A 15,630-nucleotide genomic window follows, 5' to 3' on the forward strand; every position below is an offset into this window, starting at 1 on the left:
CGAGGCCAGTGTCACACCGGTGTCGACGCCGCACTCCCGGTCAGCGCGTTCGCGCGGCGTCGACCAGCTCCTGCACGTCGACGGTCTCGCCGCGCTCGGCGGCCAGCACCGTCGCCTCGGCGAACGCGATCGCGCGCAGGCCGTCCTCCGGCGGCGCGACCAGCTCCTCTTCGCCGCGGATCGCGGCGACGAAGTTCTCCAGTTTCTTCCGCGTCAGCGTCTCGAAGTCGTCGTCGCCGTCCACCTCGACCGTGCGCTCCTCGCCGCCGCGCTCGACGTGGACGAGCGACTCGCCGTCGTAGTGGAGGCTCCCCTCCGTTCCGTAGACGGTCAGCCCGTCGTCGACGTCCGGCGTCCGGGTCCCATCGCCGCAGACGCCCGCGCTGGCGGTCACGACGCCGTCGTCGCGCTCGAAGCGCGCCGAGATCGCGGCGTCGATCTCGATCCCCTCGCCGCGGTCGTCGGTCAGCGCGGCGACCTCGATCGGCTCGCCCGAGAGCGCCCACGGCAGGGCGTCCATGACGTGCGAGCCCGAGTCGTAGAGAAATCCGCCGCCCGACAGCGAAGGGTTACCCCGCCAGCTCTGGGCGTAGTCGCGCAGCCAGTCCTGCTGGAGGTGGGCGTGCGCCATCTGCGGCGTCCCGACGGCGCCGGCCTCGATCAGCCGGCGCAACTCGACGTAGTAGGGGTCGACGTGGCGCTGGTAGCCCACCTGGACGAGCGCCTCGCGGTCGTCGGCGATGTCGACCAGCGCGACGGCCTCGTCGACGGTCGTCACCATCGGTTTCTCCAGATGGACGTCGAGCCCGGCCTCGATGCAGGCTGTCGCCTGCTCGAAGTGGCCCGCGTGGACCGACGCGACCGTCGCCGCGTCGAGGTCGTCGTGGTCGGCCTGGAGTTCCTCGGTCGTCTCGTACACCGGCTGTTCGAACGCCTCGATGAACCTGTCTCGAGCCGCGACGGACGGATCGACGCCCGCGACGACCTCGACCCCGTCCATCGCCGCGAACTGTTCCAGTTCCAGCAATCCGAGCCCGCCGAGTCCGATTCCCGCGATCCGAACTGTCATTGTCCGGGCCTTCCGGTCCGAGCGGTTTATGACTGTGCGTTTTTGGCGTCGCCCGTAGATATCGACACGTACGAACGATGTCGACACTGGTCCGCGACCTGACGAACTGCGGGACACTCCCCGTAGTACGCCCCCGCCCTCGACGATCGCGCGGGATGCCACAGACTGATCGGCGGACGCCCGGAACGTCGCTCGGATCCCCTCCGGCGGTGACCCGCCCGTGAGCTTCCTCGAAATCCTGCCCCTGGTGGTCGTGATGGTCGCGGGGCCCCAGCTTCTCAGCGCCATCTTCCTGGCGACCAGCGAGAACTGGCGTCGAAACTCCGCGGCGTTCGTCGTCGGCGCGGGGCTCTCGATTTCGCTCGTCGTCGCGCTCGCGTACGCGCTCGGCGTCGGCGCGACCGGCCAGGGGACCTCGAACACGACCCTCAGCGCGGTCGTCCTCGTCGCGCTCCTGTTCGCGATGGTCCACACGTACCGCACCAGAGAGGAGTCCGAGCCGCCGCGGTGGATGGGGAAGCTCGGCTCCGCGACGCCCCGGTTTTCTTTCCGTCTCGGCTTTCTCCTTCTCGGCTTCTTCCCGACCGATCTGCTCACGTCCGCCGCCGTCGGCTCCTATCTCGTCTCTCAGGACGCCCCGGTGACCGACGCCGCCCCGTTCGTTCTGCTCACGTTGTTCGTCCTCGCGCTCCCGTCGCTCGTGCTGGTCGCCTTCGGCGAGCGCGCTGAAGCCGCGTTACCGACGGTCCGAAACTGGATGAACGACAACGCCTGGATCGTCAACGAAGTGGTGATCGTATTCTTCCTCGCGATGACGCTCGACAACCTCCTCGGTTGACCGATACGTGCGATGCCGGCGCGATCGTGGCTCGATGACGATCTCACGAAAGAGTATCGCTGTCGGAACCGATCGCATCAGCAGGCAAGCGGCGCTACGTCTGCAGCTCGGGCGATCGTGTGCGCTGTATCCAGTAACTTCGGTTAAGCCACCTGACGACGTAGATATACACGATCATGGACATCAAATGGTCGGCTGTCGTGGCTGGATTCGCAGTAACGCTCCTGCTCGGTATCGTGAGCGGGCTGATCTACGTGGGGTCGGCCGCCTCGGTCGTGGTGCTGTACTGGGGAACGATCGGCGTGCTCGGCGGGCTTACCGCCGGTTACCTCGCGGCGGGATCGACGACCTCCGGTGCGCTTCACGGCGGCGTCGCTACCGTCTTCGGATCGCTCATCCTGTTGGCCGTCACGGCCTTCTCGACCTTGCTGTTCGGCGGTCTCGTGGCGTCGTTCAGCGTGCTCGTCATCGGTCTACTGATGCTCACGTTCTACGCCGTACCCGGTGCTCTGGGCGGCATGATCGGCTCGTGGGCGAAGGGCCGGCGGGTCTCCCGCGGAATGACCCGGACCAAGGCGTGAGCAACACACGAACGCCATTGTCATGCTGCTGCCGCGGTTTCGGACCTCGACGGCTCACGTCTCCGGCAGTGGTTGTTCGTTCCTGACGACCGTCACCGGCGCGTGCGATCGTCGGACGACGCGCTCGGCGACGCTCCCGAGCAGCAACCGCGACAGCCCGCTGCGACCGTGGCTTCCGAGCACGACGTGGTCGAAGCCGTGCTCTTCGGCGTAGCGAACGATGGTCGGAGCCGCTTTGCCCTCCGCGATATCCGTCGTTATCTCCCTGTCGTCCTCCTGTGCGATCCCCTCGGCTTGTTCGAGGAGTCGCTCCGCGGACTCCTGGGAGCGCCTGTAGGACTCCTCGTACGCGTAGCCGTCGACGTCGCCCGTATCGTACCACTCCCGCGGGTCGTTGACGTGCAGGACGCGGATCTCGGCGTCGGGATGCGTCGACAGCGCGTACCGTAGCGCGAAGTTCGCCTGAGTCGATTCGTCGTACGCCACCAGGACTCGGGACGGCACAGGTGTCCGTCCACGACGAGACACAAATGTCTCGGGTGTCGGGCGCGCCGCGGCACGGTCGGCGACGGTGGGTCGCCTCGCGGCGACGCCGCTGTCGCGATGGTCGACGCTGACGCCGTCGCGGATCCGCCGGCCGGTTGCCAACTGATCCCGCCGCGACCCCAGCCGATTCCGCCGCAACCCCACCGCTTACCCCGCAGCGTAGCACACTCCCGAGTATGGAGTACACGAAACTCGGCTCGACGGGGACGACAGTGTCGCAACTGTGTTTCGGCACCTGGCGATTCGGCCGGGAGACCGGCGGCCAGACCGAGACGACCAAAGACGAGGCGCACGACCTGCTCGACGCCGCCGAGGAGCAGGGCGTCAACTTTATCGACACCGCCAACGTCTACGGCAACCCCAACGGGAAGAGCGAGGAGTGGATCGGCGAGTGGCTCGACGAGCGGGACCGCGAGGACTTCGTGCTGGCCTCGAAGGTCTACTTCCCCTTCGACGGCTGGGGCGAGCCCGGTCCGAACGACTCGGGACTCGGCCGCAAGCACATCCGCGCCCAGATCGAGGGGACGCTCGACCGTCTCGGAACGGACTACCTCGACGTCTACTACATCCACCGCTGGGACGACGAGACGCCGATCGAGGAGACACTACGTACGCTCACCGAGCTCGTCCGCGAGGGCAAGGTCAACCACCTCGGCGCCTCGACGATGGCCGGCTGGAAGCTCACGAAGGCGCTCTGGAAGAGCGACGTCGAGGACTTAGAGCGGTTCGACGTGACCCAGCCGCTGTTTCACGCCGCGTACCGCGACGACGTCGTCGACTATCTCGACGTCTGCGCCGACCAGGATCTGGCGGTCTGTCCGTACTCGCCGCTGGCCGGCGGCTTCCTGACGGGCAAGTACGAGCGCACCGAAAGCGGCGTCGAGGCGCCCGACGACTCCCGCGGCGAGATCGACCCCAACTTCGACGAGTACTACGTCTCCGAGCGGGGCTGGGAGGTGCTCGACGAGATCCGCGCCGTGGCCGACGAGGCCGACGCCACGCCCGCGCAGGTGTCGCTGCGCTGGCTGATCGACCAGAGCAAGTTCACCTGCGTGCCGATCGTCGGCGCCCGGACGCCCGACCAGCTAGAGGAGAACGTCGGCGCCGTCGATGTCGACCTCTCGGACGACCAGCACGCCCGCATCTCGGAAGCGCGCTACGACGAGGAGGGGCGACGCTGGGGCCATCGGGACTGAGCGTCGTCGAGGTGCTCGGCCCGACCACCGACCGTGGTACGATCGGTCCGACCACCGACTGCGAGCCCCTCAGTACGGATGCCAGCTGCGGTCAACGCCCGAGAGCCCCTTGATCCGGATCTCCCGATCTCCGGCGTCGTCCTCTCGCAGTTCGATGACGCAGTCGAACTCGCTGGTGATGGTGTCGATCGTCCGGCGATCGTGCGTTCCGGCGTCGACCGTGAAGATCCCGAGTCCGTCGGTGTCGTTGATCCGGGAGGTGTAGATGTGGAGGAACTTGAACACGGTGTTGATGTCGAGATACTGGATCAGCGTCGACACCGACACCAGTCCGTGACGGACGTCCTCGACGTCGTGTTTCGAGAACTGCTGGAGGAGCTTCGCCGTGCCGATGCTGATTCCCGTGAGATCGCCCGGCGAGGCGACCCGCTCGGTCGCGATCTCCTCGATCGTCCGCCGGTGATCGCTCCCCGAGCAGTCCACGACGCCGATCCGGTCGCGTTCCAGCGAGGGGATCTGGCGCTCGAACTCGTCGAGCAGGCTCGCGGCGTCGTCGCTCGTCGTCACACAGAGGATCCCGTCGCCCGCCTCGTGGCCGGCGGCGAGCAGTCGGAGCGCGAGTTCGCGCTTCCCGATCATCGACGGCCCGTCGATCAGGACGCTCGTGCCGGCGGGGAGCTCCCCGATCATGTCGTCCCGAAGCACGCCCGTGATGTCGTACGCCGAGCTCATCCTCGATCCCCGTGCTTGGTGTGGTCGTCGGCCGTTCGATCACCGCCGTCGACTAGCGATCCGTCTTCGTCGTCCGTGATCGGCTGGTCTTCTTCACTCATGATTTCGCGTACGGCGCCGACGAACCCCGTATCGGACGCCATGTCTCCGAGATCCTCGTCGACGGTCTCGCGTTCGGCCTCGATTCGGTCGACCAGTTCCCCGTACTTTTCGCTCTCGGCAAGTTCCTCGCTCGTCTTCGCGCCTTCGAGCGCGCTCCGGCGGGCGACCAGCCTGTAGTATTCCTGCAACTCGTCGTCGAGCGACGCCCGGTCGACCAGTCGCTCGACCGTTTCGAGCAGTTCCTCGCGCTCCGGGGGCTTGGTGACGTACTCGTCGAACCCCATCTCGATGATGTCGAAGTCCGGATCGACGGCGCTCACCATCGCGACCCGACACCCCAGTTCGCGGTCGCGAATCTCGGCCAGCACCTCGCTGCCCGACATCTCCGGCATCATCCGATCGAGCAGCACCACGTCGATCGTCTCGTCGAGTCGTTCGAGCGCGGTCGGGCCGTCAGGAGCGATCCGTACTTCGTACGTTGACTGCAACCACCGTTCGTAGGTCTCGGCGATGTCCGGCTCGTCTTCGACGATGAGGATGACCGTCGAATCGGTGGTATCCATGCTGGTCGGGTAGAACCTCCCCCCGGATATAGTTGGCTCCGATCGTCCCGTCGTTCGCGCGACTCGAGTCGAGACGCCAGACCGTTACTCGCCGCCGTCCCGATCGGGGTCGGGAAGGCGCACGACGAACGTCGCGCCGCCGTCGTCGTTGTCCTCGACCCAGACGTCGCCGCCGTACTCGGTCACCATCGCGTCGACGAAGAACAGTCCGAATCCGGAGCCGACCGACTTCGCGTGGCCCGTCTCGCCGCGGCGGAAGATCGCTTCCTTCCGGTCGTCGTCGACGCCGCTCCCGTTGTCGGCGATGCGGGTCACGACGCCGTCGTCGCGGCGTTCGACGGTCGCCGACACGCGGAGGTCGTCGTGATCGTTGTGCTCGACGGCGTTGGTGAGCACGTTGCCGAGCACGTCGCCGAGCAGTTCGTTCGCTCGAACGTCGATGCCCGTGGGAATCTCCATCTCGAACGCGACGTCGGGATACGTCGGGCGGGCGCGCTCTACTTCCGCTCGAAGCTCGTCGCCGAGGTCGATCCGTTCGAGCTGCGTGCCGCTGCCCCCCGTCAGCGTCTCGAGGACGGTCCGAACCCGCTGGACGATCTCCTTGACGTCGTCGCTCCACCTGACGATCGTCTCGACGTCCCGCAGCTGCTCGCCGTCGAGTTCGGCTTCGAGGAACTGCGCGCGGGATTTGATCACGGTGATCGCGTTGAGCACGTCGTGTCTCAGAATCGAGTTGAAAAACTCCATCTGGTCGGTCTGGTGTTCGAGCAGCTGTTCGCGCTCGTTGCGCTCCAGTGCGGTCTGGGCGTTCGCCCCGAGCAGCTTCGCGAGCGCGATATCGCTGTCGTCGAGCCCGACGCTTTCAGACGATCCGATCAGCAACACGCCGTGCTCTCCCAGCGGGACGGAGATCCGTCGATGAGCGTGCACGGCGGCGTCGTTCGGCTCGGACTCGACATCCGGGCCGCCGGTGACGATCGACTCCTCCGACTCGTAGGAGCGCCACAGGGTGCTGTCGTCACCCGCGTCGATCGATCCCATCTCAACCTGCGCTTCGGCGTCGTCGGTCGCGACGACCGGTTCGAGCCGTTCGCCTCCCTCCTCGCTCAGCCAAACCCCGACGAGTGGCTGGTCCAGCACCGTCTCGGCCGTCTCGACCGCGATGTCGCAGATCTCCGCCGCGTCGGCGGCCTGAACCATCTGTCGTGTGGCGTCGTGGAGGTCCGCGATCTGGCGTTCGCGTTCCTTCCGATCGGTCACGTCCCGGCTGTTGACGACGAATCCGTCGACGACGGAGTCGCCGAGTCGGTTGAACCCCCGGGACTCTACCCAGCGCCACGACCCATCCGCGTGCCGGAAGCGATACTCGACCGCCGGCGGTTCCTCGGATTCGCCGAGCGCGCGCTGGAACTGCTCGACGACGGTCTCCCTGTCGTCCGGGTGGACGAACTCGAACGCCGACTCGCCGAGCAGTTCGTCGCTTTCGTAGCCGAGAATCCGCTTCGAGGAGGGGCTCTGGTACTGATAGGTGCCGGCCGCGTCGAGCACGGTGATGATGTCGTTCGACTGCTCGACGAACGCTTGAAATCGTTTCTCCTGGTGCTTGCGCTCCGAGATGTCCTGGATCGTCCCGAAGTCGTACAGCGTTCCGTTGAGTTCCTTGCGGGTCGTGACGGTCTCGACGGGCACGTCACGGCCTTCGTGCGTGTAGGTTGCCTCCCGCGTTCGCGTCTCCCCTTCCTCGAAGGAGTTCCAGAACTCCCCGAACTGCTCCCGGTCGATCCCGCGGTTGATCTCCCAGATCTTCGCCCCGGTGAGCACTCGGCTGTCGGTGCCCAGCGTCTCGGCGAACGCGTCGTTCGCGTACTCGACGCCGCCGTCCTGTCGGTAGACGCCGATACCGACTCCCGTGCTCTCGACCATCTCCTCGAAGAACTCCAGGTCCCGCTCCCGCTCTTTGCTCTCGGTGATATCTCGGACGAACGCGAGCAGACGACTGTTGCCATCGACCGCCGTCCGCCTGAGGCTCACTTCCGTCCAGATCTCCGTCCCGTCCTTGCGCTCGAAGAGCCAGTCGAACTGCTGGGGCTCCCCGTCGAGCACTCGCTGCATCCGTTCTTCGGCGGCCGCCTGATCGAACGAGGGATTGTCGGCACTGACCGCGTCGATCCGCATGTCGCGGAGCTCCTCGGCGTCGTAACCGAGCATGTCCGCGTATCGTGGGTTGACATCACCGAACGTCCCGTTTTCCGGGTCGTTGATCGCGATCCCGATGTCGGCTTCCTGGAATATCGTCCGGTAGAGACCGTCGGCTACGGGATCGTCGTCGCCGTGCATGCTACAACTGTGATACGGCTGGTCTACTTCTATGTTCGGGTAGTTACCGACCGAACGGGCGCCAGTGCAACAGCGCGACCGTCAGCACGAACACGCCCGTCGAGACGCCGAAGCCGAGTCCCGACGCGGCGCCGGTGAGCGCGCTGGCCGAGCCGCCGGTGACGCCGGCGATCAGCGAGGCGATCAGCGGCCAGGTGCAGCTCACGCAGGAGACCAGCCCGAGCAGTCCCGACACCGACGCGCGCGCGGCGTCGATGATCGTCGCGTACACCAGATAGGCCAGCGCGCCGTAGCCGACGACGTACGCCGGCACGAGCGTGAGATCGAGGTACGCGCCGGTGTAGTGGATCGCGGGGGTGATCCCCGGCGGGCCCTGAAGGGTCGTGCCGAACCCGGTCGCGTACACCGACGCGTCGACGGCCGCCGCGGCGTCGAGCCCGAGGCGCGCCGCGAGCGTCGGGCCGGGCGTGACGAGCCCCTGGATGAGCGCCAGCACGAAAAAGTACGTGCCGGCGATCGCCGCGGCGGTGCGACGCCGCCGCGGGTCTGTCGGTGCGGGATCCGTCCTGTAGATCGCCCACGCGCCGACGGTGATCCAGACCAGCCCGTAGATGCCGAACGTCCCCAGCGTCGAGCCGGTCACCAGCAGGTACAGCAGAACGAGCAACACCTCCGTGTTGAGCGCGACGGCGTACAGCAGTAGCGTCTCGCGGTCCGGTAGCAAGCGTTCCAGCTCGTCGGCGGTTGCGAGTTCTGTCATTGGGGTGTGTGAGATCGAGCGGCCGGCCTCAGATCGCCATGGCGTCGACGACGATCGCGATCAGCAGGGCGCCGAGGTAGGCGTTGGAGGCGTGGAACGCCCGGAAGGCGGCGCCCTCAGTGCGCTCGCGGTGGAGCCTGACGACGGCCCACAGGAACGCGGCGCCGAAGGCGACCGTCGTCACGGCGTAGAGGACGCCCAGGTCGGCGACCGCCGAAAGCGCGCTCGCGCCCAGCAGCGTCGCCGCCAGATACAGCAGAATATGCTTTCGGGTGATCGCCTCGCCGCGGACGACGGGCATCATCGGGAAGCCGCCCCGGGCGTAATCCTCCTTGTACGCCAGCGCCAGGTTGTAGAAGTGCGCCGGCGTCCACAGGAAGATCACGCCCGCCAGCGCCAGTCCCGTGAGGCCGATCTTCCCGGTGACCGCGGCCGATCCGATCATCGCCGGCAGGGCGCCCGCTGCGCCGCCGATCACGGTGTTCTGTACGGTGTTGGGCTTCAACACGAGCGTGTAGATCACGCTGTAGAACAGGATCGCGACCAACCCCAGCGCGGCGGCGAGCAGGTTCACCTGCATAAATAGCGCCAGCGACCCGAGCGTCAGCAGACCGGCGAAGGCCAGCGCGTTCCGGACCGGGACGAGGTGGGTCGCGACCGGCCGGTCCGATGTCCGCGCCATCTTCCGGTCGATGTCGCGCTCCAGCACGTGGTTGAACGTCCCGCTTGCACCGATGGCGAGCACGCCGCCGCCCAGCGTCAGCAGGATCGTCCTGACCGTCAGTGACTGTCCGGAGCCGGCCGCCAGCGCCATGCCGGCCGACGCGACGAGACACAGCAGCCACATCAGGCGCGGCTTCATCAGCCGGAAGTACGCGAACGCGGTGAGCTTTGCACGCCCCAGCGCGCTCTCGGGCACCTCCGGCGTCGGCACCTCGTCGACGGCGTCGGACTCGTCGGCACCGATCTCCGCGGCAGGTTCGGCGTCGTCGTCGACGCGGCCGACCGGATCCCGGTCGGACGGCGTTGCGGTGTCGGCTTCGAGCGTCCACGCGAGCGACAGCACGAGCGACGCGAAGATGCCGGTACCGAAGAGCAGGTGCAGCGTCGAGAGCGCGCCGACCGCGCCAGACGTCGCCGTCGCGGCACCGATCCCGACCTGCACCGCGTACAGCGCGACTGCGACGGCCAGCGTGCCGCGAACGCGTCGCGCGACGCCGCCGAGCCAGCCAACGACCGCGACCGTCAGCACCGTCGCGCCGACGACCAGCGCGACGAGACGGTGACCCCACGCGATCGCGAGGTCGCCGCTCGGCGGCGTCGACAGCTGGCCGCCACAGCCCGGCCAGGAGCCGCAGGCCGCCGCGGCGTCGGTCAGCGCGGTCGTCGCCCCGACGACGATCAGCAAGTAGACGCCGATCACGGCGGCCGCGAGCAGCCAGGTGAACCGCTCGTGGCTTTTGACGAGCGGGAACGGCCGGCTATCCCCCGTCGATTCCGCCGGCGTAGTAGTGGTCACGACGATCGTTCCTCCTTCTGTGTATCTTCGACTCTACGTATTTAGTCGCCGCGCTTCCGCTTCGATTCCCCCTCCCGAATACGGGTCGAATGAGGATTCGCCGGAGCGGTCGATGCCGGGTAGCCGCACCTCCGTCCGCGATCGGAGCGCGTCCCGCTCGGGAAGTCAGCACATATTTAACCGAGAGATCCAAAACTTCGAGCACCATGAAGAGAACGCGGAAGGCCCTGATCGCGCTGTCCGCGGCGACGCTCTTGCTCCTCGTGGCGGCACCGGCGTCCGCCCAGGCGTCGGAGTCCGCCCGGATGATCCAGGAGCTCAACGACAAGCTGCTCGTCGTCGCCCTGCCGATCACGCTGCTGGTCGAAGGGATCCTCATCTACGCGGTCCTGAAGTTCAGGAACAACGACGACCCGCAGCCGACCCAGGAGAACCGCCGGCTGGAGATCACGTGGACGATCGCGACCGCGATCATCCTGCTGTTCGTCGGCTTCGCGGCGTTCCAGGTGATGGCCAGTCCGCAGATCAGCACCGTCGGTCCGGACAACCAGCCCGATCCCTCGGAAGACTTCGTCATCGACGTGACCGCGACGAACACCTGGGCCTGGCAGTTCAACTACACCGGCGAGTACGACGGCGTCCAGACGACTAACGAGGTGTACCTGCCCGAGGACGAACAGGTCTACTTCCGCATCACCGCCGAGGACTGGCTCCACATGATGCACGTGCCCGAGCTCGGCCTCAAGCAGCAGGCCCGCCCGGGCACCGTCAACACGATCACGACGACGCCGACGGAAACCGGCCAGTTCCAGGGCTACTGTACGGAGTTCTGTGGCGTCGGCCACTCGACGATGCTGTTTACCGCTCACGTTCAGACCCAGGAGAACTTCGAGGAAGAGATGGCAAGTCGCATGGAAGAGAACGGCGGCGGTAACGCCTCCGCCAGCCTCCAGTAACTGCCAGCGAGCTCTCTGCCTGCGGTTTCGATCGCTCTCGACGCCTTCGATCCCGACTTTTCGCGACGGCCTGCTCGCGGACGCGCTTGGATGGATTTTTGGTAGTCCAATTGCAACCCTACGGTATGACCGTAGCGGACGACACGTCAGACGACCACGGGCACCACCTCCCGGCCGTGCAGGACTTCCCGCGCGGGTTCGGCGAGGCGAGCTGGTGGCCCTTCATCACGGCGCTGGGCGGATCGGGATTCTACATCGGGGCCGCGCTGTACGTGCTGGCCCAGCGGAACATCTTCGGGTCGACGACGCTGGGCGGCGGCCTCTTCGTCGCTAGCACCGCAGTGTTCCTGCTCGGCCTCTACGGCTGGGTGTACCACGCGTTCGTCAGCGACTTCTGGAACCGCGAAGCCGACCACAAGCACGAATCCAAGCTGCGCTGGGGGATGCTCACGTTCCTCGGCACCGAGATCGCCACGTTCGGCGCGCTGTTCGTCTACTACTTCTTCCTCCGAGTGGGCGGGCTCGGCGACATCGGGATCCACCTGACCGGCTGGCTCGTGTTCGCCAACACGGCGATCCTGATCGCGAGCAGCTTCACGATGCACTACGCCCACGTCGCGCTGCTCAACGAGAACCGCAAACGGTTCGTCGCGCTGCTGGGCACCACGCTCGGGCTCGGCCTCATCTTCCTGGGCGGTCAGGTGTACGAGTACTACGAGTTCCTCATCCACGAGAACTTCGGCGTGCTCGAAGGCGCGTTCAACAACGGGTTCTACGCGCTGACCGGCCTCCACGGCCTGCACGTTTCGCTGGGCGCGGTCCTGCTGGGCATCGTGTTCGGCCGTGCGCTGCTGGGCCAGTACTCCTCGGAGCGTCACGTCTCGATCAGTACCGTCTCGATGTACTGGCACTTCGTCGACGTCGTCTGGGTGTTCCTGGTCGTCGTCCTCTACGTCGGCGCGTCGCTCTGATCGACGCCGACGACCCTTCCACTCCCGTCTCACTCATGCCTGACCGGTCTCCCGTCGTGAGCGTTCCCGAGGACGCCTCCGCCCAGCAGTGTCCGTACTGCGATCGGGCGTTCCACGAGGAACGCCACCGCACGCTCCACAAGGGGCTGGACCATCCCGATCGGATCGACGACGCCGAGCGCGAGGCGTTTCAGGACGCCTACCGCGGCGAGACCGACGAGATCAAAGTGTTCCGCATGAAGGTGCTGGGCAGTCTGGTCGTGCTCTACTTCTTCCTGCTGTTCGCGTACATGGTGCTCGGGTAGTCGCGGGGCGACCCGAACCAGTCTCAGACGCCGCGACGCGGCGTCCGCTCACTTCACTACCCCGTCGAGAAACTCGATCTGCGCGTCGGCGATGGCGTCGAGCCGTCGGTCGGCGGTGTAAAACAGATGGCCGGCGCCGTCGACCGTCAGCCGTTCGACCGGGACGCCCGCGTCATCGAGCGCGGCCGCGAACCGCTCGGACTGCTCGAACGGAACGATCCGGTCCGCAGTGCCGTGACACAGCAGCGCCGGCGGGGCGTCGGCGTCGACGTGCGAGATCGGCGACGCCTGCTCGTAGCGGTCGGGACGCTCTTCGCGCGACCCGCCCAGGAACTGCCTGATCAGCACGGTGTTCCCGTACCCCGCGGCGGTGAAGTCGTAGACGCCGGCGTTGCCGACGAACGCGTCGACAGCCGGATCGGCGTTCGGGTAGAACCCCTCGGGCTGGACGGCGTCGAGATTAGGGGCCATCGCCGCCAGCCCCGCGAGGTGGCCGCCCGCGGAGTAGCCCGCCAGCGCGACGCGCGAGGGGTCGATGCCCCGCTCGTCGGCGGTCGCGCGCACCCACCGCACCGCGCCGGCGACGTCCCGGACCGGTCCGGGATACGTCGCCTCGTGGCTCAGTCGGTACTGGATATCGACCGTGGCGTACCCGGCCGCCGCGAGGCGGCCGAACAGCGGGCGGAACCCCTTGTCGCCGAACCGCCAGGCGCCGCCGTGGGCGTGGACGACGACCGGCGGGGCGTCGATGTCGGCGGGGCGATACACGTCCGCGCGGAGCGTCCGCTGGGGCCTCTCGCGGTAGGGAACGTCCGTCTCGACCGTCCAGGCGTTGCGGTCGTCGGCCTCGCCTGCCGACGCGTCGGCGTCGTCGTTCTCGTCGGACGACGCGTTGGCGTCGCCGCGCTGGTCGCCGGTCGCGTTCCCCGGATCGTTCCCTTCGTCGGGCGAGCTCGCGGTCGACGAGTCCGTCTGACAGCCGGCGAGGGCGGGCGAGGCAGCGGCGCCGAGGATCGCCAGCACCGCCCGCCTGCCGGCCGACGGTCCGGCGGCGTCGGGATCGGTCACGATCGCGATTCGGTCCGTTCCTGCAAATGGGTTTTGATATTACGGGTGGCGTTGTAGAACTATCCTGTGAACCGGCCGACAGCAATGCCTTCAGTCGTTCGTCGATCGCGCTACATCCCCATGTCGGCGGCGGCGTCGGGGACGGGCAGCTCCCGCGGCGCGACGCCGAGCAGTTCGGCGGCGTGATCGAGCGCCATGTCGAAGCCGTAGTACCGTTCGAGCTCGTCGCCGTCCGGCGTCGGGCGCACTTTCAGCATGGCGTAGCCGTCGACGTTTTGCGCCACTGCGGCCGTGCGACCGTCGCGGTCGAACGCGAGCACGCGCTCGCCGTCGGCGACGCGGTAGCGCGCCGCGATGCCGTCGGCCTCCGCAGTAGCTTCGCCGTCGTCCGCAGCGTCCGCGTCGGCTTCGTCGTTCGTTGCGTCCGCAGCGGCGTCGTCGGCGTCGGTCATGCTCCGGCGTAGGGAGTCGCGATAGTCGTAGCTGTCGGTTTCTCGGACGGCCGGCGCGCGGTCAATTGGGATCGACGGCCGAAGCGCAAGCTTTGATGCCGCGGCGCGCCGCCTCTCGCGCATGACGAAGTTCTTACGCAGCGGGCGGCGGCGCGATCTCTGCGTCCTGCTGGCCGGCGCGGGCGAACTGTCGAGCCAGCAGCTCAAGACGCGGCTCGAAGCCCACTACGAGGAGCGCATCGATCCCAAGAGCTTCTACGGCACGCTGGAGGCGCTGGTCGACTCGGGGTTTCTGGAAGTGCGTACCGAGGGGCTGGCGGATCGCTACTCGCTCACCGAGGGTGGTCGGCGTCGGCTCGACGAGCACGTAGCGTGGCTCCGTGAGCACGTCGACGAGGACGTCCCGAAGGACGATTCGTAACCTCAGCGCCCGTCGAGCACCCGGTCGCCGATCGTGTTGCGCAGGATTTCGCTGGTCCCCTCGTAGATCTCGTTGAGCTTGGCGTCCCGGTAGAACCGCTCGGCGGGGAAGTCCTTCGTGTAGCCGTAGCCGCCGTGGATCTGGATCCCCTCGTTGGCGACCTCGCGGGAAATCTCCGAGGAGTACAGCTTGGCCTGCGCAGCCTCCTTGACGTAGTCCTCGCCGCGGATCTTCCGGTCCGCCGCTTTGTGCATCAGCATGCGCGCGGCCTGGAGTTTGGTGTCCATGTCCGCGAGCTTGTGTTTGATCGACTGGAACTCGCCGATGGGCTGGTCGAACTGCTCGCGTTCGTTGGCGTACTCCGCCGCGGCGTCGAGCGCGGCCTGCGCGATGCCGACGCCGCGGGCCGCGATCGTGATCCGGCCGGCGTTGAGCGTCTTGAGCGCATGGACGAACCCCTCGCCTTCGGCGCCGAGGCGCCGCTCGGCGGGCACGTGCATGTCGTCGAAGCGCAGTTCGGCGGTGGGACAGCCCTTGTCGCCGAGCTTGTGCTCGGTCCCCTCGACGTGGAACCCGTCGTCCTCCTCGGGCCGGACGACGAACGACGAGATGCCCTTGTTCCCGGCGTCCTCGTCGGTCTTGGCGAACAGGACGACCGTGTCGGCGACCGAGCCGTTCGAGATCCAGAGCTTGCCGCCGTTGACGACGTACTCCTCGGGTTCGCCGTCCTCTCTGCCGACCGGTTCGGCGGTCGTATCCATGGCGGGCACGTCGCTGCCGGCGCCGGGCTCCGACAGCGCGAACGCGCCGATATCGCGGCCCTCGTTGAGCGGCGTCAGGTAGGTTTCCTTCTGGTCGTCGTCGCCGAACTCGTAGAGCATGTTGCCCGCGAGGCTGGTGTGGGCCGCGACGATCGTGCCCAGCCCGCCGCTGCCGCGGCTGATCTCCGCGAGCGCCAGCGCGTAGCTGTGGTAGTCCAGCCCCGCGCCGCCGTACTCCTCGGGGAACGGCATCCCCATCAGCCCGAGCTCGCTCATCTCGTCGATCAGGTCGTCGGGGAACTCGTCGGTCTCGTCGATCTCGCCGGCGCGCGGAACGACCTCCTCGTCGACGAACTCGGCGACCGTGTCACGGATCTGGCGCTGTTCCTGGCTGAGTCCGAACTCCATGTGCCAATCTTCGGGGCGCCCGACTTCACAGTTCCCATTATCGGC

Annotated in this window: 17 protein-coding genes; 7 read left to right on the top strand and 10 right to left on the bottom strand. The window is 67.3% G+C overall.

From position 1 onward, the window contains the following. Positions 1-40: 40 nt before the first annotated feature. A complete protein-coding gene (locus NO931_RS00880; protein WP_256390735.1) occupies positions 41-1,069 on the bottom strand; it encodes a Gfo/Idh/MocA family protein in 1,029 nt (342 codons plus the stop codon). 220 nt (positions 1,070-1,289) lie between these two features. Here NO931_RS00880 and NO931_RS00885 point away from each other — a divergent pair, with 220 nt between their 5' ends. After that, entirely contained in the window at positions 1,290-1,907 is a 618-nt protein-coding gene (locus NO931_RS00885; protein ID WP_256390736.1) for a GAP family protein, read from the top strand. Between the two features lie 176 nt (positions 1,908-2,083). Further along, entirely contained in the window at positions 2,084-2,488 is a 405-nt protein-coding gene (locus tag NO931_RS00890; RefSeq protein WP_256390737.1) for a DUF5518 domain-containing protein, read from the top strand. 54 nt (positions 2,489-2,542) lie between these two features. Here NO931_RS00890 and NO931_RS00895 read toward each other — a convergent pair whose 3' ends face one another. Continuing rightward, positions 2,543-2,992, bottom strand: coding sequence for a universal stress protein (locus NO931_RS00895; RefSeq protein ID WP_256390738.1), 450 nt, complete (start codon positions 2,990-2,992; stop codon positions 2,543-2,545). A gap of 218 nt (positions 2,993-3,210) precedes the next feature. Here NO931_RS00895 and NO931_RS00900 point away from each other — a divergent pair, with 218 nt between their 5' ends. After that, entirely contained in the window at positions 3,211-4,230 is a 1,020-nt protein-coding gene (locus NO931_RS00900; RefSeq protein ID WP_256390739.1) for an aldo/keto reductase, read from the top strand. 69 nt (positions 4,231-4,299) lie between these two features. Here the strand turns inward: NO931_RS00900 and NO931_RS00905 are convergent, their stop codons facing one another. From NO931_RS00905 to NO931_RS00925, 5 genes are all read right to left on the bottom strand, one after another. Beyond that, entirely contained in the window at positions 4,300-4,962 is a 663-nt protein-coding gene (locus NO931_RS00905) for an RAD55 family ATPase (protein WP_256390740.1), read from the bottom strand. Further along, positions 4,959-5,627 (bottom strand): response regulator, encoded by a 669-nt coding sequence (locus NO931_RS00910; protein ID WP_256390741.1) that lies wholly within the window; start codon positions 5,625-5,627, stop codon positions 4,959-4,961. The genes NO931_RS00905 and NO931_RS00910 overlap by 4 nt, the downstream gene beginning before the upstream one ends. Before the next feature lie 84 nt (positions 5,628-5,711). Next, positions 5,712-7,964 carry a PAS domain S-box protein gene (locus NO931_RS00915; protein WP_256390742.1) on the bottom strand — a complete coding sequence of 751 codons (2,253 nt, stop codon included), beginning with the start codon at positions 7,962-7,964 and terminating at the stop codon, positions 5,712-5,714. A 43-nt stretch (positions 7,965-8,007) separates the two neighbouring features. Next, the gene (locus tag NO931_RS00920; RefSeq protein WP_256390743.1) at positions 8,008-8,724 is read right to left on the bottom strand and encodes a DUF7546 family protein; all 717 of its coding nucleotides are present in this window, start codon (positions 8,722-8,724) and stop codon (positions 8,008-8,010) included. A 28-nt stretch (positions 8,725-8,752) separates the two neighbouring features. Further along, entirely contained in the window at positions 8,753-10,243 is a 1,491-nt protein-coding gene (locus NO931_RS00925; RefSeq protein WP_375142013.1) for a heme o synthase, read from the bottom strand. 206 nt (positions 10,244-10,449) lie between these two features. Here NO931_RS00925 and coxB point away from each other — a divergent pair, with 206 nt between their 5' ends. The 3 genes from coxB (at position 10,450) to NO931_RS00940 (ending at position 12,475) form a co-directional block, all read left to right on the top strand. Then, entirely contained in the window at positions 10,450-11,199 is a 750-nt protein-coding gene (gene coxB / locus NO931_RS00930; protein ID WP_256390744.1) for a cytochrome c oxidase subunit II, read from the top strand. 125 nt (positions 11,200-11,324) lie between these two features. Next, positions 11,325-12,170, top strand: a complete 846-nt coding sequence (locus NO931_RS00935) for a cytochrome c oxidase subunit 3 (protein ID WP_256390745.1) — start codon at positions 11,325-11,327, stop codon at positions 12,168-12,170. A 35-nt stretch (positions 12,171-12,205) separates the two neighbouring features. Continuing rightward, a complete protein-coding gene (locus NO931_RS00940; protein WP_256390746.1) occupies positions 12,206-12,475 on the top strand; it encodes a DUF7410 domain-containing protein in 270 nt (89 codons plus the stop codon). A 48-nt stretch (positions 12,476-12,523) separates the two neighbouring features. Here the strand turns inward: NO931_RS00940 and NO931_RS00945 are convergent, their stop codons facing one another. Both NO931_RS00945 and NO931_RS00950 read right to left on the bottom strand, forming a co-directional pair. Next, complete coding sequence (locus NO931_RS00945) at positions 12,524-13,543, bottom strand: alpha/beta fold hydrolase (RefSeq protein WP_256390747.1); 1,020 nt, start codon at positions 13,541-13,543, stop codon at positions 12,524-12,526. A 110-nt stretch (positions 13,544-13,653) separates the two neighbouring features. Then, the gene (locus NO931_RS00950; RefSeq protein WP_259371386.1) at positions 13,654-13,995 is read right to left on the bottom strand and encodes a DUF7111 family protein; all 342 of its coding nucleotides are present in this window, start codon (positions 13,993-13,995) and stop codon (positions 13,654-13,656) included. Positions 13,996-14,116: 121 nt separating this feature from the next. Here NO931_RS00950 and NO931_RS00955 point away from each other — a divergent pair, with 121 nt between their 5' ends. Further along, positions 14,117-14,416 (top strand): PadR family transcriptional regulator, encoded by a 300-nt coding sequence (locus NO931_RS00955; RefSeq protein ID WP_256390748.1) that lies wholly within the window; start codon positions 14,117-14,119, stop codon positions 14,414-14,416. Between the two features lie 2 nt (positions 14,417-14,418). Here NO931_RS00955 and NO931_RS00960 read toward each other — a convergent pair whose 3' ends face one another. After that, positions 14,419-15,585, bottom strand: a complete 1,167-nt coding sequence (locus tag NO931_RS00960) for an acyl-CoA dehydrogenase family protein (protein WP_256390749.1) — start codon at positions 15,583-15,585, stop codon at positions 14,419-14,421. Between the last annotated feature and the right edge of the window lie 45 nt (positions 15,586-15,630).

It is taken from the genome of Natronoarchaeum rubrum (assembly GCF_024494695.1).